At 71.0% G+C, this 23,777-nt stretch carries 20 protein-coding genes; 16 read left to right on the forward strand and 4 right to left on the reverse strand.

The window, feature by feature from the left end:
* Window positions 1-52 precede the first annotated feature (52 nt).
* Both ACZ4RZ_RS20970 and ACZ4RZ_RS20975 read right to left on the reverse strand, forming a co-directional pair.
* Window positions 53-829, reverse strand: a complete 777-nt coding sequence (locus ACZ4RZ_RS20970; RefSeq protein WP_467746556.1) for an alpha/beta fold hydrolase — start codon at window positions 827-829, stop codon at window positions 53-55.
* 37 nt (window positions 830-866) lie between these two features.
* Window positions 867-1,190, reverse strand: coding sequence for a DUF427 domain-containing protein (locus ACZ4RZ_RS20975; RefSeq protein ID WP_467746557.1), 324 nt, complete (start codon window positions 1,188-1,190; stop codon window positions 867-869).
* A gap of 50 nt (window positions 1,191-1,240) precedes the next feature.
* On the opposite strand from ACZ4RZ_RS20975, the gene ACZ4RZ_RS20980 reads away from it, so the two are divergent.
* The 15 genes from ACZ4RZ_RS20980 to ACZ4RZ_RS21050 all read left to right on the forward strand — a co-directional run bounded on the left by ACZ4RZ_RS20980 (window position 1,241) and on the right by ACZ4RZ_RS21050 (window position 20,198).
* Window positions 1,241-1,780, forward strand: coding sequence for an LOG family protein (locus ACZ4RZ_RS20980; RefSeq protein WP_467746558.1), 540 nt, complete (start codon window positions 1,241-1,243; stop codon window positions 1,778-1,780).
* Window positions 1,781-1,787: 7 nt separating this feature from the next.
* On the forward strand, window positions 1,788-2,486 hold the full coding sequence (locus ACZ4RZ_RS20985; RefSeq protein ID WP_467746559.1) for an SDR family oxidoreductase: 699 nt from the start codon (window positions 1,788-1,790) through the stop codon (window positions 2,484-2,486).
* Between the two features lie 31 nt (window positions 2,487-2,517).
* Window positions 2,518-3,525, forward strand: a complete 1,008-nt coding sequence (locus tag ACZ4RZ_RS20990; RefSeq protein WP_467746561.1) for a methionine synthase — start codon at window positions 2,518-2,520, stop codon at window positions 3,523-3,525.
* Window positions 3,526-3,540: 15 nt separating this feature from the next.
* Window positions 3,541-5,733, forward strand: coding sequence for an NAD-dependent DNA ligase LigA (gene ligA, locus ACZ4RZ_RS20995; RefSeq protein WP_467746562.1), 2,193 nt, complete (start codon window positions 3,541-3,543; stop codon window positions 5,731-5,733).
* Window positions 5,734-5,993: 260 nt separating this feature from the next.
* Window positions 5,994-8,234 carry a putative bifunctional diguanylate cyclase/phosphodiesterase gene (locus tag ACZ4RZ_RS21000; protein ID WP_467746564.1) on the forward strand — a complete coding sequence of 747 codons (2,241 nt, stop codon included), beginning with the start codon at window positions 5,994-5,996 and terminating at the stop codon, window positions 8,232-8,234.
* A 421-nt stretch (window positions 8,235-8,655) separates the two neighbouring features.
* On the forward strand, window positions 8,656-8,952 hold the full coding sequence (gene gatC / locus ACZ4RZ_RS21005) for an Asp-tRNA(Asn)/Glu-tRNA(Gln) amidotransferase subunit GatC (RefSeq protein ID WP_015036350.1): 297 nt from the start codon (window positions 8,656-8,658) through the stop codon (window positions 8,950-8,952).
* 4 nt (window positions 8,953-8,956) lie between these two features.
* Window positions 8,957-10,450 (forward strand): Asp-tRNA(Asn)/Glu-tRNA(Gln) amidotransferase subunit GatA, encoded by a 1,494-nt coding sequence (gene gatA, locus ACZ4RZ_RS21010; protein WP_467746566.1) that lies wholly within the window; start codon window positions 8,957-8,959, stop codon window positions 10,448-10,450.
* Window positions 10,447-10,689, forward strand: a complete 243-nt coding sequence (locus ACZ4RZ_RS21015) for a hypothetical protein (RefSeq protein ID WP_189188880.1) — start codon at window positions 10,447-10,449, stop codon at window positions 10,687-10,689. Before gatA ends, ACZ4RZ_RS21015 begins: the two co-directional genes overlap by 4 nt.
* A 16-nt stretch (window positions 10,690-10,705) precedes the next feature.
* On the forward strand, window positions 10,706-12,220 hold the full coding sequence (gatB, locus tag ACZ4RZ_RS21020; RefSeq protein ID WP_467746568.1) for an Asp-tRNA(Asn)/Glu-tRNA(Gln) amidotransferase subunit GatB: 1,515 nt from the start codon (window positions 10,706-10,708) through the stop codon (window positions 12,218-12,220).
* A 100-nt stretch (window positions 12,221-12,320) separates the two neighbouring features.
* Window positions 12,321-12,614, forward strand: coding sequence for a hypothetical protein (locus tag ACZ4RZ_RS21025; protein ID WP_467746570.1), 294 nt, complete (start codon window positions 12,321-12,323; stop codon window positions 12,612-12,614).
* Window positions 12,615-12,797: 183 nt separating this feature from the next.
* Complete coding sequence (locus tag ACZ4RZ_RS21030) at window positions 12,798-15,041, forward strand: MMPL family transporter (RefSeq protein ID WP_467746571.1); 2,244 nt, start codon at window positions 12,798-12,800, stop codon at window positions 15,039-15,041.
* Complete coding sequence (locus tag ACZ4RZ_RS21035) at window positions 15,019-15,594, forward strand: GNAT family N-acetyltransferase (protein WP_467746573.1); 576 nt, start codon at window positions 15,019-15,021, stop codon at window positions 15,592-15,594. Before ACZ4RZ_RS21030 ends, ACZ4RZ_RS21035 begins: the two co-directional genes overlap by 23 nt.
* A gap of 35 nt (window positions 15,595-15,629) precedes the next feature.
* Window positions 15,630-16,256, forward strand: coding sequence for a hypothetical protein (locus tag ACZ4RZ_RS21040; protein WP_467746575.1), 627 nt, complete (start codon window positions 15,630-15,632; stop codon window positions 16,254-16,256).
* A gap of 490 nt (window positions 16,257-16,746) precedes the next feature.
* Entirely contained in the window at window positions 16,747-19,860 is a 3,114-nt protein-coding gene (locus tag ACZ4RZ_RS21045) for a helix-turn-helix transcriptional regulator (protein WP_467746576.1), read from the forward strand.
* Between the two features lie 38 nt (window positions 19,861-19,898).
* Window positions 19,899-20,198 carry a DUF6191 domain-containing protein gene (locus ACZ4RZ_RS21050; RefSeq protein ID WP_467746578.1) on the forward strand — a complete coding sequence of 100 codons (300 nt, stop codon included), beginning with the start codon at window positions 19,899-19,901 and terminating at the stop codon, window positions 20,196-20,198.
* A gap of 57 nt (window positions 20,199-20,255) precedes the next feature.
* On the opposite strand, the gene ACZ4RZ_RS21055 is transcribed toward ACZ4RZ_RS21050, so the two are convergent.
* Both ACZ4RZ_RS21055 and ACZ4RZ_RS21060 read right to left on the reverse strand, forming a co-directional pair.
* Window positions 20,256-21,419 carry a PQQ-dependent sugar dehydrogenase gene (locus ACZ4RZ_RS21055; RefSeq protein WP_467746579.1) on the reverse strand — a complete coding sequence of 388 codons (1,164 nt, stop codon included), beginning with the start codon at window positions 21,417-21,419 and terminating at the stop codon, window positions 20,256-20,258.
* Window positions 21,420-21,511: 92 nt separating this feature from the next.
* Complete coding sequence (locus ACZ4RZ_RS21060) at window positions 21,512-22,519, reverse strand: aldo/keto reductase (RefSeq protein WP_467746581.1); 1,008 nt, start codon at window positions 22,517-22,519, stop codon at window positions 21,512-21,514.
* A 75-nt stretch (window positions 22,520-22,594) separates the two neighbouring features.
* Here ACZ4RZ_RS21060 and ACZ4RZ_RS21065 point away from each other — a divergent pair, with 75 nt between their 5' ends.
* Window positions 22,595-23,536 carry a 2-hydroxyacid dehydrogenase gene (locus ACZ4RZ_RS21065; protein ID WP_467746582.1) on the forward strand — a complete coding sequence of 314 codons (942 nt, stop codon included), beginning with the start codon at window positions 22,595-22,597 and terminating at the stop codon, window positions 23,534-23,536.
* Window positions 23,537-23,777 lie beyond the last annotated feature (241 nt).

Below are 23,777 nucleotides of genomic sequence, written 5' to 3' on the forward strand. Positions count from 1 at the left end.
CCGGCCTCTCGGCCGGTTCGACCGGTTTCTTCGGCCTCCTCCGTCGGCCGGCTCAGCCGAAGAACTCCGCCAGGAGCGGCGCGAGGGCCTGAGGGTCCACCATGTGGGTCTGGCCCTCCAGCGTGCGGTACGACCCCTCGGGCGCCGTGTCCGCGACGGCACGGGCCGCCGCACGCAGCCACTCGGGGCTCGCGCCGCCGGCGACGGAGAGCACGGGCACGGTGACCGAGGCCAGCCGGTTCCGGGGCACCAGGCCGTCGCCCATCGCCGCGTTGTCGTACGCCAGCGTGGGCGCGATCGCCTCCATGTCCGGCCAGGCCGGGGACTGGCGGGCGCCCGCGATCATCTCAGGGGGAGTGCCGGCGAGCGCCATGAAGAGCTCGACGGCGTCCCCGCGCCGGTCCTCGCCGAGGAGCTCGGTCAGCCGCTCCGTGTACTCCCGGCGCTCCTTGCCGCCGCCCTCGTAGACGGCGAACGGCGTTTCGTAGACGGCGACTTTGCTCACGGGCAGTCCGCTCGCCGCCGCCTCCAGGACCAGTGCGCCGCCCGACGAGATGCCGTAGAGCGCGGCGCTGCCCCCGGACGCCTCGATCAGGGCCGCGATGTCCTCGACCTCACGGGCCACCGCGAACGGCGCGGTGTCGCCGCTGTCGCCGCGCCCCCGGCGGTCGTACGTGACCGCGCCGAAGCGGTCGGACAGGGCCGCCGCCAGGGGCGCCAGCGTGGCGCCCGTACACATGGCGCCGCCGACCAGGACGACCGCCGGGCCGTCACCGTGACGTTCGTACGCGATGGGGGTTCCGTCGCGCGAGAGGGTCTTCTTGTCCATGCCTGTGGAGACTGCCGCAGGGCACGGAACTAATCGGTCATGACACTTCCACTTCGTAGAAGCAAAGGTGGTCCTTGATCTGGGCAACGTCCGGCTTGGGGTCGGGGTAGGACCAGACGAGGTCGGGAGCGTCCGGCAGTGACCAGTAGGACGCGTCGCCCTTGAAGGGGCAGTGCGTGTGGGTGTCGGAGGCCGTCAGCAGGTCCAGGCGGACGTCCTCGGGCGGGAGGTAGTAGCGCACGGGGCAGCCGGTCTCGCGCAGCACCAGGGGCCGGGCGCTCTCCGCCAGGACCTGGTCGCCGTGCACGACGCGTACGCGCTCCGTGCCCTGTTCGATCGTGATCGTGTGTCCGTTAGCCATACCTGGACAGCACACGCGGGACCCGTGTTCTTCCCTCGTACCGTAGGCACATGAATATCTGCGTCTTCCTCTCCGCCGCCGACCTCGACGACCGTTACACGCGTCCCGCGCGGGAGTTCGCCGAACTCCTCGGCAAGGGGGGTCACACGCTGGTGTGGGGCGGTTCGGACGTCGGTCTGATGAAGGTGGTCGCCGACGGTGTGCAGGAGACGGGCGGGCGGCTGCTGGGCGTCTCCGTGGACTTCCTGGCGGCCAAGGCCCGCACGGGCGCCGACGAGATGGTCATCGCACGTGACCTGGCCGAGCGAAAGGCGCTGCTCCTGGCGAAGGCCGACGCCGTCGTGATCATGGTGGGTGGCACCGGGACGCTGGACGAGGCGACCGAGATCCTGGAGCTGAAGAAGCACGGGAAGACGGAGAAGCCGGTCGTGCTGCTCAACACGGAGGGCTTCTACGACGGCCTGAAGCAGCAGTTCCGGCGCATGGAGGACGAGGGTTTCCTGCCCAGGCCCCTCACCGACCTGGTCTTCTTCGCCGAGGAGCCGGTGGGCGCGCTGGCCTACCTGGAGGAGAGTCACGGCACCCAGTGATGCGAGCATGGCGGGCATGGCTACACATGTGATCACCGGGGCGGGTTCCGGCATCGGCGCGGCCGTCGCCCGCCGCCTCCACGCGCGCGGGGACGAACTCGTGCTGCACGCGCGCGACGCCGGCCGCGCCAAGGAGCTGTCGGCCGAGTATCCCGGGGCGAAGACCCTGGTGGGCGACCTTGCGGACCCGGACAGGCTCTCCTGGGCGTTCTCGCACCAGACGCTCCCGGACCGCATCGACTCCCTTCTGCACATCGCGGGAGTGGTCGACCTGGGCCCGGTCGGCGAGCTGACCCCGAAGTCCTGGCGCCACCAGCTCAACGTCAATCTGATCGCCCCCGCCGAGCTGACCCGCCACTTCCTGCCCCAACTCCGGGTCGCTCACGGCCACGTGGTCTTCGTGAACTCCGGCGCCGGCCTCAACGCCCACGCCGACTGGTCCGCGTACGCCGCCTCCAAGCACGGCCTGAGGGCCCTCGCGGACTCCCTCCGCCACGAGGAACACGCGAACGGCGTCCGCGTCACCTCCGTCTACCCCGGCCGCACGGCAAGCCCCATGCAGGCCAAGGTCCACCAGCAGGAGGGCAAGCCGTACGACGCCTCGAAGTGGATCGACCCGGAGTCCGTGGCGACCACGATCCTGATGGCCATCGACCTGCCGCGCGACGCGGAGGTCAACGACCTGACGGTACGACCGGGGCGCTGACCTCACGGGAAGCATTCCGTAGGCTTCCGGGGTGAGCGAAAACAGCGAGTTCAGGTTCGGTCCGGCGACCGGGGTCGGGTCCATGCCGGGCGGGGATGCCCGGGAGGCCGCCAAGACGGTCACGGGGTCCTTCGAGGACTTCCCGTATCTGCCCGAGCTGCCCGCCCGCGGGCCCGGCGCGGACATGATCGGGCGGACCGCCGGGATGCTGGTCGAGCTGTACGCGCGCGTGGAGCCCAGCGGCTGGCGGATCGGGGACCGGCCCGGGCGGGACACCAAGCGGGCCAGGTCGTGGCTGGGGGAGGACCTCGACGCCCTGGAGGAGTTCACGCAGGGGTACGAGGGCCCGCTGAAGGTGCAGGCCGTCGGCCCCTGGACGCTCGCCGCCGCGCTGGAGTTGAAGAACGGCGAGGTGGCCCTCTCCGACGCGGGTGCGTGCCGGGACCTCGCCGGGTCGCTCGCCGAGGGGCTGAGGCTCCACCTCGACGAGGTGCGGCGGCGCGTCCCCGCTGCCCGGATCGTCCTCCAGCTCGACGAGCCGTCGCTCATCGCCGTGTTGCGCGGGCAGGTCAAGACCGCCAGCGGCTACCGGACCCACCGGGCCGCGGACCGCCAGGTCGTCGAGGCCACGCTGCGGGACGTCATCGGGGTTCACGGAGGCGGCCCGGTCGTGGTCCACTCATGCGCACCGGACGTGCCGTTCGCCCTCCTGCGCCGGACGGGCGCGGCGGCGATCTCCTTCGACTTCGCACTCCTCACCGAGCGTGACGACGATGCGATCGGTGAGGCCGTGGAAGGCGGTACGCGGCTCTTCACCGGTGTCGTCCCCAGCGTGGACGGCCCGTTGTCGGACCCTGCCGGTAGCGTCATGGGTGTCAGAACGCTGTGGCGCAGGCTGGGGCTGCATCCGGGACTTCTCGCGGAGGCGGTCACGGTCACTCCGTCGTGCGGGCTCGCGGGAGCTTCCCCCGACTTCGCCCGCAAGGCACTCGCCCACTGCGTCCGGGCGGCGAGATCCCTCGCGGACAACCCAGAGTAACGGGAGGACAACACGGTGGCCGGCGACAAGCAAGCGGAGACGACGGTGCCCGCCGAGGCACGGGAGAAGCACGCGCAGCTCGCTGAGCAGATCGAGGAGCACCGCTTCCGGTACTACGTGAAGGACGCCCCGGTCGTCAGCGACGCGGAGTTCGACAAGCTCCTGCGTTCCCTGGAGGCGCTGGAGGAGGCGTACCCCGAGCTGCGCACCCCCGACTCGCCGACCCAGAAGGTCGCGGGGGCGTACGAGACGGAGTTCACCGCCGTCCAGCACCGCTCGCGCATGCTCTCCCTCGACAACGCCTTCAGCGACCTGGAGCTGGCCGCCTGGGCCGAGCGCGTCGCCAAGGAAGTGGGCACCTCCGACCACCACTTCCTGTGCGAGCTGAAGGTCGACGGCCTCGCGGTCAACCTCACCTACGAGCACGGCCGCCTCACCCGCGCGGCGACCCGCGGCGACGGCCGTACGGGCGAGGACATCACCCCCAATGTCCGTACGATCGCGGAGATTCCGGACCGCCTGAAAGGTGACCGAGTCCCGGACCTCGTGGAGATCCGCGGCGAGGTCTACTTCCCGATGGAGAAGTTCGAGGAGCTCAACGCCCGCCTGGTGGAGGCCGGCGACAAGCCCTTCGCCAACCCGCGCAACGCGGCGGCGGGTTCGCTGCGCCAGAAGGACCCGCGCGTCACCGCGACCCGCCCGCTGCACATGGTCGTCCACGGCATCGGCGCCCTGGAAGGTTTCGAGGGCCTCACCCGTCTCTCCGAGGCGTACGAGTTGCTGCGCTCCTGGGGCCTGCCGACCACGCGGTACGCCAAGGTGGTCGACGACCTCGACGGCGTACGGGAGTTCATCGCGTACTACGGGGAGAACCGCCACTCCGTGGAGCACGAGATCGACGGCGTGGTCGTCAAGCTCGACGAGATCCCGCTCCAGGGTCGGCTCGGCTCCACCTCGCGCGCGCCGCGCTGGGCGATCGCCTGGAAGTACGCGCCCGAGGAGGTCAACACCAAGCTGATCAACATCCGCGTCGGTGTGGGGCGTACGGGCCGGGTCACGCCGTACGCGCAGGTCGAACCGGTCACGGTCGCGGGCTCCGAGGTCGAGTTCGCCACCCTGCACAACCAGGACGTGGTGAAGGCCAAGGGCGTCCTCATCGGCGACACGGTCGTGCTGCGCAAGGCCGGTGACGTCATCCCGGAGATCCTCGGCCCGGTCGTCGACCTGCGCGACGGCAGCGAGCGGGAGTTCGTGATGCCGGCCGAGTGCCCCGAGTGCGGTACGGCGCTGCGGCCCATGAAGGAGGGCGACGTCGACCTGCGCTGCCCGAACGCGCGTACGTGCCCGGCCCAGTTGCGCGAGCGGCTCTTCTACCTCGCGGGCCGCAAGGCGCTGGACATCGAGCACTTCGGGTACGTCGCCGCGGCGGCCCTCACCAAACCGCTGGAGCCGGCCGAGCCGCCGCTGGTGGACGAGGGCGACCTCTTCGACCTCACCATCGAGCAGCTGCTGCCCATCAGGGCTTACGTCCTCGACCAGGACAGCGGTCTGCCCAAGCGCGACCCGAAGACCGGCGAGGAGAAGATCGCCACGGTCTTCGCCAATCAGCAGGGCGAGCCCAAGAAGAACGCGATCGCGATGCTGGACAACATCGCGGCCGCCAAGGACCGTCCGCTCGCCCGCATCCTTACGGGTCTGTCGATCCGTCATGTCGGGCCGGTCGCGGCCGAGGCGCTGGCGCGCGAGTTCCGCTCCATCGACCGGATCGAGCAGGCCACCGAGGAGGAGCTCGCCACCACCGAGGGCGTGGGGCCGATCATCGCCGCCTCGCTCAAGGAGTGGTTCGCCGAGGACTGGCACCGCGAGATCCTCCGCAAGTGGCGGGCCGCCGGGGTGCGGATGGAGGAGGAGGGTGCCGGCGAGGACGAGGGGCCGCGCCCGCTCGAAGGGCTCACCGTCGTCGTCACCGGCACGCTCGAACACCACACGCGGGACGGCGCGAAAGAGGCTCTGCAGAGCCGAGGAGCGAAAGTGACCGGTTCTGTCTCGAAGAAGACATCATTCGTCGTGGTGGGCGAAAATCCTGGTTCGAAGTACGACAAGGCAATGCAGTTGAAGGTTCCGGTTCTGAACGAGGAGGGCTTCGCCGTCCTGCTCGAACAAGGGCCGGACGCAGCGGCGGAAGTCGCGCTTTCGATCGAGGAGTAGCGGTTGAAGGCCACCCGTTCGGCGCATATCAGATGCATACGGGTGGCCGGGTCGCATTCGGGCAACCGTCGACGACCGGTGCCCGTGGAAGCCTTCTGCGGCCTACTGTTGAGGTGTGCGCCTGCCGTGCCCAGCTGCGGTTGGGGCATCCCCTGCTCTTCGAGAGCCTGGGGAAGGGTTTTCAGACGCGGCGCCGTTGGCAGTTGTCGCCGTCAACGGACCGAGTGGCGTGGGCACCGCCGGCTGTGAGAGGGACGGGAATGGAACCGACCGAGAGCGCCGCCCCCGACTCACGGCTGCGCCTGCGCCGGATGACCGGCGCATGGATGGCCGGACTTCGAACGGGGCGGCCTTCGGAGCACGTCGGCACGGACGGCCGAGACTCCGACTCCCTCACGGCACCCACCGCTCCCGGCGTCGGCAGGCTCACCGCCGAGCGCGGCACCGGCCTGCCCGGTCACGATTCCGAACGGCACGTGTCCTGGCCCGTGCTGCCCGCGGCGGTCGTCGCGGCGGCCGGGTTCGTCCTGGGCGCCGGCTTCTACCGGGCGTTCAGCGGCGACCACGCGCTCTTCCCGTCGGGGACCGTCGGCTGGTCGCTGGCCGTGCTGACCGGCATCATCGTCGGCCATCTGGTCGCCCTCGGCCGGGCCCGCTGGTGGGGCGGCACCGGCTCCGGCGCGGCGCTCACTCTCGCGGTCCTGCTGCTGTACGGCTGGGTGCCGGCCGGAATGGTCAGCCTGACCGTCGTCGTCCTGGTCGGCGTCGCGCGCCGCAACCGCTGGCGTCAAGGCGTGCTGCACGGCGCGGTCGACATCCTCGGCATCGGCGCCGGAGCGCTGGTCCTGGCCGCGTGCGGGCGGTTCCCGTCCGTCGAGACGCCCTGGAACCCGGAGAACTGGACGTTCGCCGCCGCTCCCGAGGTGGCGCTGGTCGCGGCCGCGTATCTCGCGGTGACCCGCACCCTGCTCTGGTACCTGCACGCGCCGCGCACCGGCGGTCTGCCCACCGTCGCCCGTACGGCGCTGGTCAGACAGGGGCTCGTCGCGGTCGCGCTGCTCGGGATCGCGCCACTGATCTGCGTGGTCGCCATCGCGCTGCCGATCCTGCTGCCGCTGTTCTCGATACCCCTGATCGCCCTCGACTCCACGCTGTGGATCGCCCGCGCCCGGGCGGAGGAGCAGCTGCGCGACCCGCTGACCGGGCTGCCCAACCGGCAGTGGCTGCTCGAACGCACGTGGACGGCCCTGGACGATGCCGAGCGCATTGGTGCGCGTTCCGCCCTGATGTTGATCGACCTCGACCGTTTCCGTTCCGTGAATGACACGCTGGGGCATCTCGCCGGCGACCGGCTGCTCCTCCAAATAGCCGACCGGCTGCGGCTGGCGCTGCCGCGCGGGGCGGAGGCCGCGCGGCTCGGCGGCGACGAGTTCGCCGTGTTACTGCCGGTCGCCGACTCCACCACGTCGGCCACTCGGGTCGCCCGGGGCCTCGTCGCCGCACTCGGCTCGCCGCTCGACCTCGACGGACTCACCCTCGTGCTGGAGGCCAGCGCCGGGCTCGCCGTCTTCCCCGACCACGCGCTCGACGCGGAGGGGCTGCTGCGGCGGGCGGACGTGGCGATGTACCAAGCGAAGCGGGACCGTACGGGGGTGGAGGTGTACGAGTCCAAGCGGGACTCCAACACCCCCGACCGGCTCGGTCTGCTCGGTGATCTGCGCCGGGCCCTCGACGCCGGTGACGTCGAACTGCACTATCAGCCGAAGGTCCGCTTCGACGGGCAGGTGGCCGGCCTCGAGGCGCTGGTCCGCTGGGTGCATCCCGAGCGCGGGAAGGTGCCGCCGGACGAGTTCATCGCCATCGCCGAGTCGTCCGGGCTGATGCCCCACCTCACCGAGTACGTGCTGGAGACGGCGCTCGGACAGGTCGCGCGCTGGCGGGCGCAGGGCCTGAACGTGCCGGTCGCGGTGAACGTGTCGCCACGCGATGTGCACACCCCCGGGTTCGCCGGCGCGGTCGCCGCGCGGCTCGCCCGGCACGGGGTCCCCCCGGGGGCCCTGCAGCTGGAGATAACGGAACACGTACTCCTGGAGGACCCGCAGCGGGCCGCGGACACCCTGGCCGGGCTGACCGGGCACGGCGTGAAGATGTCGCTGGACGACTTCGGTACGGGGTACTCCTCGCTCGTTCATCTGCGCCGGCTGCCGGTCAGCGAGCTGAAGATCGACCGCTCGTTCGTCGCACGGCTCGCCGTGGACACGGAGGACGCGGAGATCGTGCGCTGCACGGTCGACCTCGCGCACTCGCTCGGGCTGCTCGTCGTCGCCGAGGGCGTCGAGGACGACGAGACGTGGGAGCGGTTGCGGGACCTCGGCTGTGACGCGGTGCAGGGGTGGCTGGTCGCCGCCGCGATGCCCGCCGATGAGGCCACGGCGTGGCTCCGCGCCCGGGGCTCGCGGGGGTGGCAGCGGCCGCGGGCGGCCTTGCCGGCCGCCGAGTAGGCCCGACGGTTCGCTGTCGGGTGCGGGTGCGGGTGCGGGTGCGTGGGCGTTTCGCCTTCGTCTCCCACCCGCGCACCGCCCGTCACTGTTACCCGCGCAGTGGACCTCTCCCGTGGGGGATCACCACCACCTTCGGCCACCCGTAGCGGGCAGGTTCCCAGCGCCCCTTCAGGTGCGCGGGGAACTGCGCGACCAGCCACAGTCGGCCCGCAGATGAAGAACGTCGGGGCCGTCGGGAGCCACGGACGGACGGGCGGGCGCCGACGGTGAGGAACCCCCACAGGAGAGGTCCACTTGTCGGGTAACCGGCACGGTCGGTGCGCGGGTGGGCGAGCCCCGGAAGAAACCCGTGCGCGGGCATCCGTACCGGCGCCATAGGATTGGGCCCAAACCACACACACTCACCCCAGAGGATCGCTGCATGCCTGGCATCACGCGCGAGGAGGTCGCCCACCTCGCACGGCTGGCGCGTCTGGAGCTGAAGGGCGAAGAGCTCGACCACTTCGCAGGCCAGCTCGACGACATCATCGGCGCGGTCGCCCGCGTCAGCGAGGTCGCCGACCAAGACGTACCGCCGACCTCCCATCCGCTGCCGCTGACGAACGTCATGCGTGCGGACGAGGTCCGTCCGTCGCTCACCCCCGAGCAGGCGCTCTCCGGCGCCCCGGCCCAGGAGCAGCAGCGTTTCAAGGTGCCGCAGATCCTGGGGGAGGACTAATCACATGACGGACATCATCAAGCTGACGGCGGCGGAGATCGCCGCCAAGATCGCGGCGGGCGAGCTCACCGCCGTCGAGGTCACCGAGGCCCACCTCGCCCGTATCGAGGCCGTCGACGAGAAGGTGCACGCCTTCCTGCACGTCGACCGGGAAGGGGCGCTCGCCCAGGCCCGCGCCGTCGACGCGAAGCGTGCGGCGGGCGAGAAGCTCGGGCCGCTCGCCGGTGTGCCGCTCGCGCTCAAGGACATCTTCACCACCGAGGGCATCCCGACCACCGTCGGGTCGAAGATCCTCGAGGGCTGGATTCCGCCGTACGACGCGACCCTCACCAAGAGGCTGAAGGCCGCCGACGTCGTCATCCTCGGCAAGACCAACATGGACGAGTTCGCCATGGGCTCCTCCACCGAGAACAGCGCGTACGGGCCCACGGGCAACCCCTGGGACCTCACCCGCATCCCCGGTGGCTCCGGCGGTGGCTCCTCCGCCGCTCTCGCCTCTTTCCAGTCGCCCCTCGCGATCGGCACCGACACCGGCGGCTCCATCCGCCAGCCCGCGGCCGTCACCGGCACGGTCGGCGTCAAGCCGACGTACGGGGCCGTCTCCCGTTACGGCATGGTGGCGTTCTCCAGCTCCCTCGACCAGGGCGGGCCGTGCGCCCGTACGGTCCTGGACGCGGCGCTTCTGCACGAGGTCATCGCCGGGCACGACCCGATGGACTCCACGTCCATCGACGCGCCCGTCCCGCCGGTCGTGGAAGCGGCGCGCAACGGCTCCGTCGCCGGCATGCGCGTCGGGGTCGTCAAGCAGTTCCGCGGCGAGGGCTACCAGGCCGGTGTCGTGCAGCGCTTCGACGAGGCCGTCGCCGTGCTCAAGGAGCTGGGTGCCGAGATCGTCGAGCTGGACTGCCCGTCCTTCGACCTCGCGCTGTCGGCGTACTACCTGATCGCCCCGTCCGAGTGTTCGAGCAACCTCGCGCGCTTCGACGGCCTGCGCTACGGCCTTCGCGTCGGCGACGACGGCACCCGCTCCGCCGAGGACGTCACCTCCCTCACCCGTGAGGCGGGCTTCGGCGACGAGGTCAAGCGCCGCATCATGCTCGGCACGTACGCGCTCAGCTCCGGCTACTACGACGCGTACTACGGCTCCGCGCAGAAGGTCCGTACGCTCATCACGCGCGACTTCGAGAAGTCGTTCGAGCAGGTGGATGTGATCGTCTCCCCGACCACCCCCACCACTGCCTTCCCGATCGGCGAGCGCGCCGACGACCCGATGGCGATGTACCTCGCGGACCTGTGCACCATCCCGACCAACCTGGCCGGCAACTCCGCCATGTCGCTGCCCTGCGGTCTCGCGCCGGAGGACAACCTCCCGGTCGGTCTGCAGATCATCGCCCCCGCGATGAAGGACGACCGTCTGTACAAGGTCGGCGCCGCCGTCGAGGCCGCCTTCGTGGAAAAGTGGGGCCACCCGCTGCTCGAGGAGGCTCCGTCGTTGTGAGTAAGGCACTGTCCAAGGCCAAGGGCTTCAAGAAGTCCAAGTCCGGTACGTACCTGTCCATCGCGACCACCGCGTTCGGTGCCGTCAGCGTCGCCAAGCAGGCCAAGAAGGCCCGCTCCGAGCACGACACGCTGCGCCTGATCGACGCGGCCGTGTCCGCCGCCGCCATCGTCACCGGCCTCGCCATCCTCTACCGGGAGCTCAAGCGCCTGGGCGACGACGACGTCCTGCTGGGCTGAGAGGGAAGTTTTCACCGTGACCACCACGACCGACCTGGTGCCGTACGAGGACGCGCTGGCGTCGTACGACCCCGTCATGGGCCTCGAAGTCCATGTCGAACTCGGCACCAGGACCAAGATGTTCTGCGGCTGTTCGACCGAGCTGGGCGCCGAGCCCAACTCGCAGACCTGCCCGACCTGCCTCGGCATGCCCGGCTCGCTCCCGGTCGTCAACGCGACCGGCGTCGAGTCCGCCATCAAGATCGGTCTCGCGCTGCACTGCGAGATCGCCGAGTGGTGCCGCTTCGCCCGGAAGAACTACTTCTATCCGGACATGCCGAAGAACTTCCAGACCTCCCAGTACGACGAGCCGATCGCCTTCAACGGCTACCTCGACGTGCAGCTGGAGGACGGCGAGGTCTTCCGCGTGCAGATCGAGCGCGCCCACATGGAGGAGGACACCGGCAAGTCGACCCACGTCGGCGGTGCCACCGGCCGCATCCACGGCGCCTTGCACTCCCTGCTCGACTACAACCGCGCAGGCATCCCGCTCATCGAGATCGTCACCAAGCCGATCGAGGGTGCCGGCGAGCGCGCTCCCGAGGTCGCCAGGGCGTACGTCGCCGAGCTGCGCGAGCTCATCAAGGCGCTCGGAGTGTCGGAAGCCCGCATGGAGATGGGGCAGATGCGCTGCGACGTGAACCTGTCGCTGCGCCCCAACGGCACCGAGAAGTTCGGTACCCGCTCCGAGACGAAGAACGTCAACTCCCTGCGCTCCGTGGAGCGTGCCGCCCGCTACGAGATCCAGCGGCACGCCGCGGTGCTGAGCTCCGGCGGCACGATCATCCAGGAGACCCGCCACTTCCACGAGGACACCGGGTCCACGACCTCGGGCCGCGTGAAGGAGGAGGCGGAGGACTACCGGTACTTCCCGGAGCCCGACCTGGTGCCGGTGGCGCCCGCCCGCGAGTGGGTCGAGGAGCTGCGCGCGGGTCTGCCGGAGCAGCCGCTCGCGCGTCGCAACCGCCTCCGTGAGGAGTGGGGTGTCTCGGCGCACGACATGCAGTCGATCCTCAACGCCGGTGCCATCGACCCGATCGTCGCCACGATCGAGGCCGGTGCCGACGCCACCTCCGCCCGCAAGTGGTGGATGGGCGAACTGGCCCGCAGCGCCAACGAGTCGGGCAAGGCCCTGGAGGACCTGCCCATCACTCCGGCGCAGGTCGCCCGGGTGACGGAGCTCGTCTCCTCCGGAGACCTGAACGACAAGCTCGCCCGGCAGGTCATCGAGGGCGTGCTCGCCGGCGAGGGCACCCCGGACGAGGTCGTCGAGAAGCGCGGTCTGAAGGTCGTCTCGGACGAGGGCGCGCTGACCGCCGCCGTCGACGAGGCCATCGCCGGCAACCCCGGCGTCGCGGAGAAGATCCGCGGCGGCAAGGTCGCCGCGGCCGGCGCCCTGGTCGGCGCGGTCATGAAGGCCACCCGCGGCCAGGCCGACGCGGCCCGCGTGAAGGAGCTCATCCTGGAGAAGCTGGGCGGCAGCGAGGGCTGAGTTCCAGGTTTTCCAACTCCCTAGGGGGATGCATCGGTTCCGATGCATCCCCCTAGGCACGTCAACACCCGCACAGGTGTGCGCGCTACGCTGCCCCGCCATGAGTGGAAGCACTGACTCCGACACGCACGACTTCGAGGATCCGGCGCGCGAGGCGCGGCGGGCCCGTTGGACGGCGGCCGGAACCGGAGCCCTGCTGACCCTCGCCGGCCTCACGGCGTCGGCACTGCGCTCCACCGGTTCCGCGACCGCGCTCATACCCGTGTCCTACGCCTCGGGCGCCGCCGTGTGCGCCATCGCCTCCGTGCTGGGGGCCCGGGGGCGCACTCGGCGGGCCCTATGGCTCATGGTCGCCGGAGTAATGATCATGGCGGTGGGTGACCAGTTCGACTGAGCGTTGCCTCGCGGGGCGACAGAGTTCACGGGAATGTCCTGTGAGTTGGGCCGCACTCCTGCGAGTAAACCCATGAATGAGGCAAACGATCACTTCCGGCTGAAAGAGTGATGGCATATAAGTCATGCGTTCTTTGCGGGCAGTTCCCGATAAAGATCCACAAATCACTCAGGGAGCTGGTCCGTGGCAGCCCTCGCGCGTTGGTGTGTCCAGCACCGCCTCGTCGCCGTACTGCTCTGGCTTGTCGCCTTCGGTGGCATCACCGCCGCCGCGGCCGTCACGGGCTCCGCGTACTCGAACGACTACGAAGCACCCGGCACCGAGTCGGGCCGCGCCACCCAGCTCCTGCGGGACGGCTTCCCGGGCCTCGGCGGCGACAGCGACACCGTCGTCTGGCGCACCACACCAGGCAGCGTGCGCTCCACCGACGTCGAACAGACGATGACCCGCACCCTGGACCGGATCGCGGGGCTGCCCGGCGTGGCCGCCGTCGTCAGCCCCTACGAGGGCCGGGGCGCGGGCCAGATCAGCGCCGACGGACGCACGGCCTACGCCGCCGTCACCTTCCGCGCCCAGGCCGAGAACATCGACAAGGGCGAGGCCCGGGCCGTCGTCGACACCGCGAAGGCCGCCGAGACCAAGGGGCTCCAAGTCGAGCTCGGCGGCAGCGCCATTGGGCTCACCGAGTCGTCGGGCGGGCATCTCGCCGAGATCGTCGGCGTGGTCGTCGCCGCTGTGGTCCTCTTCCTCGCCTTCGGCTCGCTCGCCGCCTCTCTGCTGCCCATCGCCACCGCCCTGGTCGGGGTCGGCACCGCGTACGCCGGAATCGTGCTCCTCGGACACGCCATGACCGTCGCCGACTTCGCCCCCATGCTCGGCATGCTGATCGGGCTCGGCGTCGGCATCGACTACGCGCTGTTCATCGTGACCCGGCACCGGCGGGGGCTGAAACGCGGGCTCCCGGTCGCCGAGGCCGCGCGGAACGCCGTCGCCACCACAGGGCGGGCCGTCGTCTTCGCGGGCGCCACCGTCTGCATCGCCCTGCTCGGCATGCTCATCCTGCGGCTCGGCTTCCTCAACGGCGTGGCGATCGCCGCCTCCTTGACGGTCATCCTCACCGTCGCGGCCTCCGTGACTCTGCTGCCGGCGCTGCTCTCCTTCATCGGTCCACGCGCGTTGAGCCGCCGCGAGCGGCGCAGGCTCTACGAGCACGGGCCCGAACCGGAACTCCCGACCGGGTTCGCCGCCCGCTGGTCCGCCTTGGTGGAACGGCACCCGAAGCTGCTCGGCGCTGTCGCCGTCGTCGTCATGGCGCTGCTCGCCCTGCCCACGCTCTCGCTCCACCTGGGCACCTCCGATCAGGGCAACGACCCGAGGTCGGCGACCACGCGACAGGCGTACGACCTGATCGGGGAGGGATTCGGACCGGGCGTGAACGGGCCCTTCACCCTCGTCACGAAGGTCCGCGGTGCCGAGGACAAGCTCGCGCTCGACAACCTGGACGCCACGCTCCGGGCGACCAAGGGCGTCGCGTCGGTGACCCCTGCGACGTACAACACCGGTGGTGACACCGCCTATCTCACCGTCGTCCCGGACTCCGCCCCGCAGTCCCAGAAGACCAGCGACCTCGTCAACCGGCTGCGCACCGAGGTCCTGCCGCGCGCCGAGGCGGACACCGCGCTCGATGTGCATGTAGGTGGTGTGACGGCCAGTTACGACGACTTCGCGGACGTGATCGTCGGCAAACTGCCGCTGTTCGTCGGCGTCGTGATCGGGCTCGGCTGCATCCTGCTGCTGCTCGCCTTCCGCTCGATCGGCATCCCCGTCAAGGCCGCCGCGATGAACATCGCCGCCGTGGCGGCCGCCTTCGGAGTCGTCGTCGCGATCTTCCAGTGGGGCTGGGGCAGCGAACTGCTCGGCCTCGGCCGCGCGGGCCCGATCGAACCCTTCCTGCCGGTGATCATGGTGTCGGTCCTCTTCGGACTCTCCATGGACTACCAGGTCTTCCTGGTCAGCCGGATGTACGAGGAGTGGCTGGAGACCGGCGACAACCGGCGCGCGGTCCGGGTCGGCCTCGCCGAGACCAGCCGTGTGATCAACTCCGCCGCCGTCATCATGATCTCCGTCTTCCTGGCCTTCGTGCTCAGCGGCGACCGCGTCATCGCGATGTTCGGCATCGCCCTCGCCTCCGCCGTCGCCCTCGACGCCTTCGTCCTGCGTACGCTCCTGGTGCCCGCCCTGATGCACATGCTGGGCGGCGCCAACTGGTGGCTGCCCCACTGGCTCGACAAGCGGCTGCCGCGCATCAGCATCGAGCCGCCCGAGTGCCGCGCCGCCCATGAGAGGCTGGCCGCTGCGACGGACGCCGAGGTGGCGGACGTACTGGCGAAGGAGCGGCAGCGGGATGTACGCGATATCTCTGGGTGACGACGGAGCCGAACTGCGCCCCCTGGAGCCATGGCACGCCGAGGAGTTCCTGGCGCATCTGGACCGGGGGCGGGAGTTCATCCAGCAGTTCATCCCCTTCGGATCGAAGACCACGGACGTGGCCTCCGCGCGGGAACAGCTCCAGAGGTACGCCGACATGCGCGCCGCCGACACCGGGTCCCTGCACGGCCTGTGGCTGAACGGGAAGCTCGTGGGCGGGGTGCTCTTCCTGAACTTCGACGCGGAGAACGGCAACTGCGAGGTCGGCTGCTGGCTGGAACCCGCCGGCGCCGGACGCGGACTGGTCACCCGCGCCATGCGCGTGCTCATCGACTTCGCCGTCGAGCAGCGCGGTATCCACCGGATCGAGTGGGTCGCCGCCTCGGGGAACGAGCCGAGCCTGAACGTGGCGCGGCGGCTGGGCATGACCCGGGACGGAGTGCGCCGGGAGGCCCATCCGTATCGAGGCGTACGGCACGACCTCGAGGTGTGGTCCGTCCTCGCCCCCGACTGGCGCGAGGAACGCGCGCGTGGCGCTCACAACGATCATTAAGAGACTTCTCAGAGAGCGTCCGTACGGTGCGGGGCATGGGAACCAAGACTGTTGACGAGGCCGTGGACGAGAACGGCACCGAGGCGAAGAACGACCAGGAGCCCGTGGACGCCACCACGGCCGACGGACCTGCGAAGACCGTGGACATCACCAAGGCCGACGGGCCTGCCGACACCGACACCGACACCGAAGCCGAGGCCGAAGCCGAGGACGAGGCCGAGGACGAGATCGAGGCGGGCGACGACGCCCCCGAGGCCGAGAAGGGTGCCTCCGGAGTCGGCCAGGGCGCCGCGGCCGTGGTCTCCGCCGCGCTCGGCCTCGTCTCGCTCTCCGGCGGCTGGATAGGCACCGTGGCCGCCGCGCGCGAGACGCTCGTCGGCCAGCTGCAGACCTCGCAGACCGCGAGCGTCGCCAAGCAGGTCAAGGAGATCTACGGCGACGCCTGGGCGACCACGGCGTTGGTCGGCGGCCTCTTCGCCCTGGCCGCACTGATCGTCGGCGTCGTGGTCCTGGTCCGGCCCGCCTTCGGGGCCCCCGGCAAGCCGCAGGCCGCCTGGATCAAGTCGGTCGCCTGGGCGGGCGTCTCGCTCGGCGTCATCGGCCTGGTCCTCGCGGTCGCCAAGTACTCCGACATCCTGCTCGGACTGCCCTCCACCAGCTGAATCTCCGTACCTCTGAGGGGCCTTAGGGCCGGCCCGAGTTCACTTACGGCCGCCCTAAGGCCCTTCGCGTGCGCAAGATGCGGAACTCTCCCGATGTGGCGCACCCCCCTGGGAGACGAAGGTTGAGGCATCGCAGACAAGCGAGGCCGAAACCGACTCTTCACGAGGGGTACCAGATGTTCGAGTACGAGCTTCACCAGATCCGATCCGCAGAGCTGATCCGCGAGGCCCAGAACCACCGACTGGCGAAGGAGGCCCTCCGCGGCCGCCGTGCCGCACGTCGCGCCGCCGCCCGTGAGTCCGCTCAGCACGAATCCGAGGGGCAGGGCCATACCCGGTGCCCCCGCCGGAACCGGTTCGCCCGCGCCGCGTGAGCGCCGGGGCACGGGAGGACGGCCGTACGGGGGTCGGTCGTCGTCCCGGGCCGGTGCCGCCCGGATCAACCGCCGTCCTCCCGATAACCGGTGCCGCGCTGTCGGACCCCTGTGCGATGCTCGGGCCTGTGGAGTCCAGGTCCGTCAGCCCGGTGTTCGTCGGACGCGCCGACGAACTGGGGGTGTTGAACGATGCGCTCGCCCGTGCTGCCGCCGGGGGTACCTCCCCGGCGTCCAGCACTGGGGGAGAGCCGCAGGCGTTGCTGCTCGGCGGCGAGGCCGGGGTCGGCAAGACCCGCCTCCTCGAGGAGTTCGCCGCCATCGCCGCTCGCGAGGGTGCCGTCGTCGCCTGCGGCGGCTGCGTCGAGATCGGCGCCGACGGGCTGCCCTTCGCACCGTTCTCCACCGCACTGCGCGCCCTGCGCCGCCTGCTGCCGGACGAACTCGCCGCCGCGGCCGCCGGACAGGAGGAGGAGCTGGCCCGGCTGCTGCCCGAACTGGGCGAGGCGGCCCGAGGACGGCCGTACGACGAGGAGGGCATGGCCCGCCTCTTCGAACTCACCGCACGTCTCCTGGAGCGAGTCGCCGCCGACCGCACAGTCGTCGTCATCCTCGAAGACCTGCACTGGGCCGACGCCTCCACCCGCCACCTGCTCGCCTATCTCTTCCGCACGTTGCGCAGCGGCCGCCTCGTCGTGATCGCCACCTACCGCGCCGACGACATCCACCGCCGCCACCCGCTGCGCCCCCTCCTCGCCGAACTCGACCGCCTTCGCACGGTCACCCGCATCGAACTCGGCCGCTTCAGCCGCGCCGAAGTCGGCCGCCAGATCGCCGGAATCCTCGCCCACGAACCCGACCCGGCCCAGGTCGACGAGATCTTCGCCCGCTCCGACGGCAACGCGTTCTTCGTCGAGGAACTCGCCGTCGCCGCGCACGAGGGCTGTCGTACGGGGCTCACGGACTCCCTCCGCGACCTGCTCCTGGTACGCGTCGAAGGCCTGCCCGAGAGCGCCCAGCGGGTCGCCCGGATCGTCGCCGAGGGCGGTTCCACCGTCGAGTACTCCCTGCTGGCCGCCGTGGCCCGGCTCGCCGAGGACGACCTCATCGAGGCGCTGCGGGTCGCCGTCGGCGCCAACATCCTGCTCGCCTCGCCCGGCGGCGACGGCTACCGCTTCCGCCACTCCCTGGTCCGCGAGGCCGTCAGCGACGACCTGCTGCCCGGCGAGCGCTCCCGCTTCAACCGCCGCTACGCGGAGGCCCTGGAGGCCGACCCGACGCTCGTCCCGGCCGACGAGCGGCCCACCCGCCTGGCCAGCTACTGGTATCACGCCCATGACGCCGCCAAGGCCCTCCCCGCCGTCCTCGACGCCGCCGCCGAGGCGCGCTGCCGTCACGCCCACTCCGAGCAACTGCGGCTCCTGGAGCGGGCGATGGAGCTGTGGGACGTCGCCCCCGACGCCGTACGGGCCGAACTGCGCCCCGTTGACTACGTGGAGATCTACCCTCCCCCACTGCCTAAAGGGCGTGGGGGGACCCCCAGCGGCTGCGACCCGGAGACCACGCCGCTGCGCTATCTCGACCTGATGGCCGAGGCGGCCGTCGCGGGCCGGCTGTGCGGGGAGCGCGAGCGCGCCCTGAAGATCACCAGGAAGGCGCTGCGCCTCCTGGAGGACGAGGACGACCCCCTGCGCGCCGCCTGGTTCTGGATCCAGCGCTCCCGCCTGGTCCAGGCGCAGGCCCGCGGCGACGGCCGGCAGGAGCTCGCCACCGCCCAGGACCTGGTGCGTGGGCTGCCGCCGTCGGAGGTGCACGCCGAGGTCCTGTCCACCGTCGCCGCCTGGTGCATGCTCCACGAGCCGGGCCCGGGCGCGCTGTCTGCCGCCGAGCGAGCCGTGGAGTACGCGCGCATGGTGGGCGCCCGGGACATCGAGCTGAACGCCCGGCTCACGCTCGGCGGCCTCATGGTCGACGCGGGTGACGTCGAGGCGGGGCTCGCGGAGATGTACGAAGTCAGGGAGCGGGTGAGCCGCTACGGCACCTCCGTCGTCGTGGGCCGCCTGCACATCAACCTGCCGTCCCATCTGGAGTCGGTCGGCCGCTCCCGCGAGGCCGTCACGGTCTTGCGGGAGGGCGTCGAACTCGCGCGGAAGAACGGCCTGTTGGACACCCAGGCCTGGATCTGGGGCAACCTCTCGGAGTCGCTCTACGCGCTCGGCCGGTGGGACGAGGCCCTGGAGGCCGCGCGGAACACGCTGCGCATCGGACTCAGCGGCAAGCCGTCCGGCGTCGGCGCCTCCCGCCTGGCGCGCCTCGCCCTCGCCCGCGGCGACCTCCCCGAGGCCGGACGCCAACTGGCCGCCGCCCGCGACCACTTCGGCACCCACGACCCCACGCCGCAGCACTCCCTGCCGCTGGTGCGCACCGCGATCGGCATCGCCGCCGCCGAGGGCCGCCTCCTCGACGTCCGCGCCACCCTGGAACAGACGCTGGACGCGGGCTTCCCGCCCGGCACCCAGCGCTATGGCTGGCCACTGCTGCTCGCCGCCGCCACGGCGGAGGCGGACGCCCACGGACTGCCCGCCACCGAACCGGGCCGCGCCGAGACCGTGGAGCGCATCCGCAAGGCCGCGAAGTCCCTGGCCACGGGCGCGCCCATCTGGCTCGCCCACCAGGAATGGGTGCGCGCCGAACTCCGCCGCGCCGAGGGCGTGACCACCCCGCACGACTGGTCCGAGGCGGTCACCGCCTTCGAGCCCCTGGAGCGCCCCTACGACCTCGCCCGTGTCCGCCACCGCCTTGCCGAGGCCCTGCTGACGTCGGGCGCCGACGAGGGCGACCGTACCCGCGCCACGGAGCTCCTGCGGCTGGCCCGGGCGGTGGCCGACCACCTGGGCGCGCGTCCGCTCGCCGACGCCGTCGCGCTGCTCGCCCAGCGGGCCCGCCTCGCCCTGGTCCACGCCCCCGAGCCATCCGTCCTCGCCCCTGTGGACCCGGCACTGGCGCTCGGCCTCACCAGCCGCGAGCGCGACGTCCTCCGCCTGGTCGCCGCCGGCCGCAGTAACCGCCAGATCGCCGAGGAACTCTTCATCTCCCCGAAGACGGCCAGCGTCCACGTCTCGAACATTCTGGCCAAGCTGGACGTCTCAGGACGGGGGGAGGCGGCGGCCCTGGCGCACCGGCTGCGGCTGTTCCCGCCGGAGGCCCCCGCTGCCCAGGTGGTGGGCTGAGACCTACGCTGTAAGGGATCCGGGCCGAGGGAGGCGCCGTGTTCAACATGTTCGAGGAGCTCTTCGCACCAGGCCGCAAGCACACCAACGACGAACGCAAACGCCTGGAACTGACCCGTGTGGACCTGAACGACGCCGACCCTGGCCGCGGCCCCATAGACCTGTCCTCGGGCAAGGTGGTCGTACGGCTGCCGAAGCACGAGCCGGAGCCGCCGAGCCCGGACGAGGCCGGCGCGGGGGAGGAGCCCGTCTCGAAGCGGGCGAGCACCGCGGAGGAACCCGTGGCGGAGCGAGCGGGCACCGCGGAGAAATCCGTGCCGGAGCCCGGCGAGTCCTGAGGCCCCGTGCGTCTGCCTCCTCCTCTACCTCACCTCCTACGCCTCCTACGTCACCTCCTACTTCACCTCCAGCTCCAGAATCCTGTCGTCCCCCTTGCCGGGGCTCCCGCGCCCGTCCGTCTCGCTCGTCGTCAGCCAGAGTTTGTCGCCGCCCGCGGAGACGACCGTGCGCAGGCGGCCGTATGTGCCCGTGAGGAAGGCCTCGGGGGCGGCGGAGGCCTTCGTGCCGTTCAGGGGAATGCGCCACAGGCGTTCGCCCTTGAGGCCCGCCATCCATATGGAGCCCTCGGCGTAGGCGATGCCGCTGGGCGAGGCGTCGTCCGTGTGCCACTGGGCGATCGGGTTGTGGTACTTGGGGTTGTCGCCCTTGCCCTCGACCACCGGCCAGCCGTAGTTGTCGCCCGGCTTGATCTGGTTGAGCTCGTCCCAGGTGTCCTGGCCGAACTCGGAGGCCCACAGGCGCTGTTTGTCGTCCCAGGCGAGGCCCTGGACGTTGCGATGCCCGTACGAGTAGACGACCGAGTCGCCGAATGGATTGCCCGGCGCCGGCTCGCCGTCCGGTGTCATGCGAAGGATCTTGCCGCCCAGCGCCTTCTTGTCCTGGGCCAGCCCCCGGTCACCCGTCTCGCCCGCGCCCGCGTACAGCATCTTGTCCGGGCCGAACGCGATCCGGCCGCCGTTGTGGATCACTCCCTTGGGGATGCCCTTGAAGATCGTGTCCGGCGCGCCTAGCTGCTCCCCGGCGGGCTTCCGCTCGTCGTACAGCATGCGGACGATGCGGTTGTCCGAGGCCGTTGTGAAGTAGGCGTAGATCATGTGGTCGGACGCGTAGCCGGGGGAGAGCGCGATGCCCAGGAGGCCGCCCTCCCCGGCGGGGGCCACCCCCGGCACCTGGCCCAGCTCCGTCTTCTTGCCGGTCCTCTCGTCGACCCGCGTGATCGTCCCCTCGTCCCGCGAGGACACCAGCAGGCCGCCCTCGGGCAGCGGTGCCAGGCCCCAGGGGGTCTTGAGGTCCTCGGTGACGGTGCGCACGACCTTCACCGAGCCCTTGGCGGGTGGTGTCTCCTCGGCGGCCTGCTCCGAGGGCGACGATCCCGGCTTCGTACTCCCCGTGCTCGGGAAGCCGCCGTCCGACTTCCCTCCGCCGTCGGAGGAACAACCGGCCGTCACCAGAAGCGCGGCCGCGGCCAACACGGCTGTCACTGCTCGACGTTGCACCATCAAGGTCCCTTCGACGCGGCGGTCCTACTGTTCATACACCGCTCGCGTGTCCCAGGTTCCCGATCACACCCGAGGACTCCGCGCACCGGGCCTCAGTCCCAGGATCCCCGCGCCCCCGGCAGCCCCGCCACCTCCGCGAGATCCTCCGCCGTCAGCCGCAGCCCGGCCGCCCCCGCGTTCTCCGTGACCCAGCGCTCCCGCTTGGCCCCCGGCACCGGCACCACGTGCGGCCCCTGCGCCAGCACCCACGCCAGCGCCACCTGCGCGGGCGTGACCGTGTTCTCGTCGTCTCCGTGCCGCCGGGCGATGCGCCGCAGCCCTGCGACGATGGGCTGGTTCGCGGCCATCATCTCGGCGGTGAAGCGGGGGTGGCGGGCGCGTACGTCGTCGGGTTCGAAGCCCTCGCCCGGGGTCAGCGTGCCGGTCAGGAAGCCGTTGCCGAGCGGCATCGCGGCCAGGAAGCCGACCCCGCGCGCCGTGCACCACGGCAGGAGTGCGTCCAGCGCCTCCGTCGACCACACGGACAGCTCGGCCTCCACAGCACTCACCGGGAAGACCTGCTGCACCCGCTCCAGCTGCCGAATCGTTCCGTCGTGCAGCCGTGCCCCCGAGCGGCGGGCCGATCGGGCACCCACCGCGCACAGTCCGAGCGACCGCACCTTTCCGGCCGACACGAGTTCGGCCATCGCTCCCCAGGTCTCCTCGACCGGAACCTCCGGGTCCGCGCGGTGCAGCTGATAGAGGTCGATCACCTCCGTCTGCAGGCGCCGCAGCGAGGCGTCGCACGCCCGCTTCACATAGCCGGGGCGGCCATTGGCCACGATGTGCTGCTCGCCGACCAGCAGGCCGACCTTGGTCGACACGAAGGCCTCGGAGCGTCGCTCCTTGAGCACCCGCCCCACCAACAGTTCGTTGGTGAAGGGCCCGTACATGTCGGCGGTGTCGAGCAGCGTCGAACCCCGGTCGAGCGCCGTGTGCACCGCGCGGAGCGACTCCTCACCGCGCTGCCGCGAACCGGTGTACGCCCAGCTCATCGGCATGCACCCGAGCCCGACCGCCCCCACATCGAGCGCCGCAGCCCCGATCGTCCTGCGCTCCACCTGGCCGCACCCTCCCTTTCCTGGCACCCCAAACTAACCTCTGCACGCGCGGGCGCTTCGCATAGCCTCCGGACCATGACTTCCGATGTGTGGCTTCCTTTTCACGGCGACGAGATCGACGGCCTCCCCGAGGGCCTCAACTACCGCTTCTGGGACGGCGACCAGGAGTTTCCCGCTGATCCCGCCGCCTGTGAGTTCTATGTCGTGCCCTATATGAAGGGGCCCGTCGTCTCGCAGCGGCCCATGGCCGAAATGACATCGGTCCAGGTCGTGCAGACGCTCTCCGCCGGTGTCGACCACGTCCAGCCGAGCCTCAAGTTCCTGCGCCCGGGCGTGCGGTTGTGCAACGCCCAGGGGGTGCACGAGGCGAGCACCGGCGAGCTCACCCTCGCCCTGATCCTCGCCTCGCTGCGGGGCATCCCCGGCTTCGTGCGAGGCCAGGACAAGGAGGAGTGGCGCTCGGGCTTCTATCCCGCGCTGGCCGACAAGTCCGTACTGATCGTCGGGTACGGGTCGATCGGGTCCGCCATCGAGGACCGGCTCGCGCCCTTCGAGCTGGCGCGGGTGGCGCGCGTCGCGCGCTCTGAGCGCACCACGGCGCGCGGTCTGGTGCATCCGCTCACAGAACTGCCTTCTCTGCTTCCGGAAGCCGACATCGTGGTGCTCTCGACGCCCCTCACGGACAGCACGCGTGGCCTGGTGAACGCCGATTTCCTGTCCCGGATGAAGGACGGCGCGCTCCTCGTGAACGTCGCCCGCGGCCCCGTCGTCGACACCAAGGCGCTCCTCGCCGAGCTGGAGAGCGGGCGCATCACCGCGGCCCTCGACGTCACCGATCCCGAGCCGCTGCCGAAGGGCCACCCCTTGTGGCACGCGCCCGGCGTGCTCATCAGCCCCCATGTCGGCGGGCCCACCTCGGCGTTCCTGCCGCGCGCCAAACGGCTCCTGGTGGAGCAGTTGAACCGTTTCGTGAACCGGGAGCCGCTGCGGAACGTGGTCCTTACCACCGGCGCGTAAGTCACGGCCCGTTCGCTCCACGTCCGCTTCGAGCACCCTCCGCAGTTACTCGAACGCGGGCAGTGCGGGCATCTTCCCTGGTCGTTACGGAGCGTAGAGGAACTATGTCCCTGAGTGACGAGACTGGTGTATCGTCCCGACAGGGGATGCGCCGCGCACCGTTCGGCGCCGGGGATGGACATTTGAGACTGCGAGGGGGGCGACGGGCGATGCACGGCCTATGGACGAACCATCCGACGCG

Source organism: Streptomyces sp. NPDC027189 (assembly GCF_055566975.1).

What these genes read in the sequence shown, in the direction of transcription:
- ACZ4RZ_RS21025 (WP_467746570.1), top strand. Translation starts at nt 12,321, where the DNA reads ATGAGTGGAAGCACTGACTCCGACACGCACGACTTCGAGGATCCGGCG.
- ACZ4RZ_RS20975 (WP_467746557.1), bottom strand. Translation starts at nt 1,190, where the DNA reads ATGGCTAACGGACACACGATCACGATCGAACAGGGCACGGAGCGCGTA.
- ACZ4RZ_RS21045 (WP_467746576.1), top strand. Translation starts at nt 16,747, where the DNA reads ATGCTCGGGCCTGTGGAGTCCAGGTCCGTCAGCCCGGTGTTCGTCGGA.
- ACZ4RZ_RS21055 (WP_467746579.1), bottom strand. Translation starts at nt 21,419, where the DNA reads ATGGTGCAACGTCGAGCAGTGACAGCCGTGTTGGCCGCGGCCGCGCTT.
- ACZ4RZ_RS21065 (WP_467746582.1), top strand. Translation starts at nt 22,595, where the DNA reads ATGACTTCCGATGTGTGGCTTCCTTTTCACGGCGACGAGATCGACGGC.
- ACZ4RZ_RS21040 (WP_467746575.1), top strand. Translation starts at nt 15,630, where the DNA reads ATGGGAACCAAGACTGTTGACGAGGCCGTGGACGAGAACGGCACCGAG.
- ACZ4RZ_RS21000 (WP_467746564.1), top strand. Translation starts at nt 5,994, where the DNA reads ATGGAACCGACCGAGAGCGCCGCCCCCGACTCACGGCTGCGCCTGCGC.
- ACZ4RZ_RS21035 (WP_467746573.1), top strand. Translation starts at nt 15,019, where the DNA reads ATGTACGCGATATCTCTGGGTGACGACGGAGCCGAACTGCGCCCCCTG.
- ACZ4RZ_RS20985 (WP_467746559.1), top strand. Translation starts at nt 1,788, where the DNA reads ATGGCGGGCATGGCTACACATGTGATCACCGGGGCGGGTTCCGGCATC.
- ACZ4RZ_RS20980 (WP_467746558.1), top strand. Translation starts at nt 1,241, where the DNA reads ATGAATATCTGCGTCTTCCTCTCCGCCGCCGACCTCGACGACCGTTAC.
- ACZ4RZ_RS20970 (WP_467746556.1), bottom strand. Translation starts at nt 829, where the DNA reads ATGGACAAGAAGACCCTCTCGCGCGACGGAACCCCCATCGCGTACGAA.
- gatA (WP_467746566.1), top strand. Translation starts at nt 8,957, where the DNA reads ATGACGGACATCATCAAGCTGACGGCGGCGGAGATCGCCGCCAAGATC.
- gatC (WP_015036350.1), top strand. Translation starts at nt 8,656, where the DNA reads ATGCCTGGCATCACGCGCGAGGAGGTCGCCCACCTCGCACGGCTGGCG.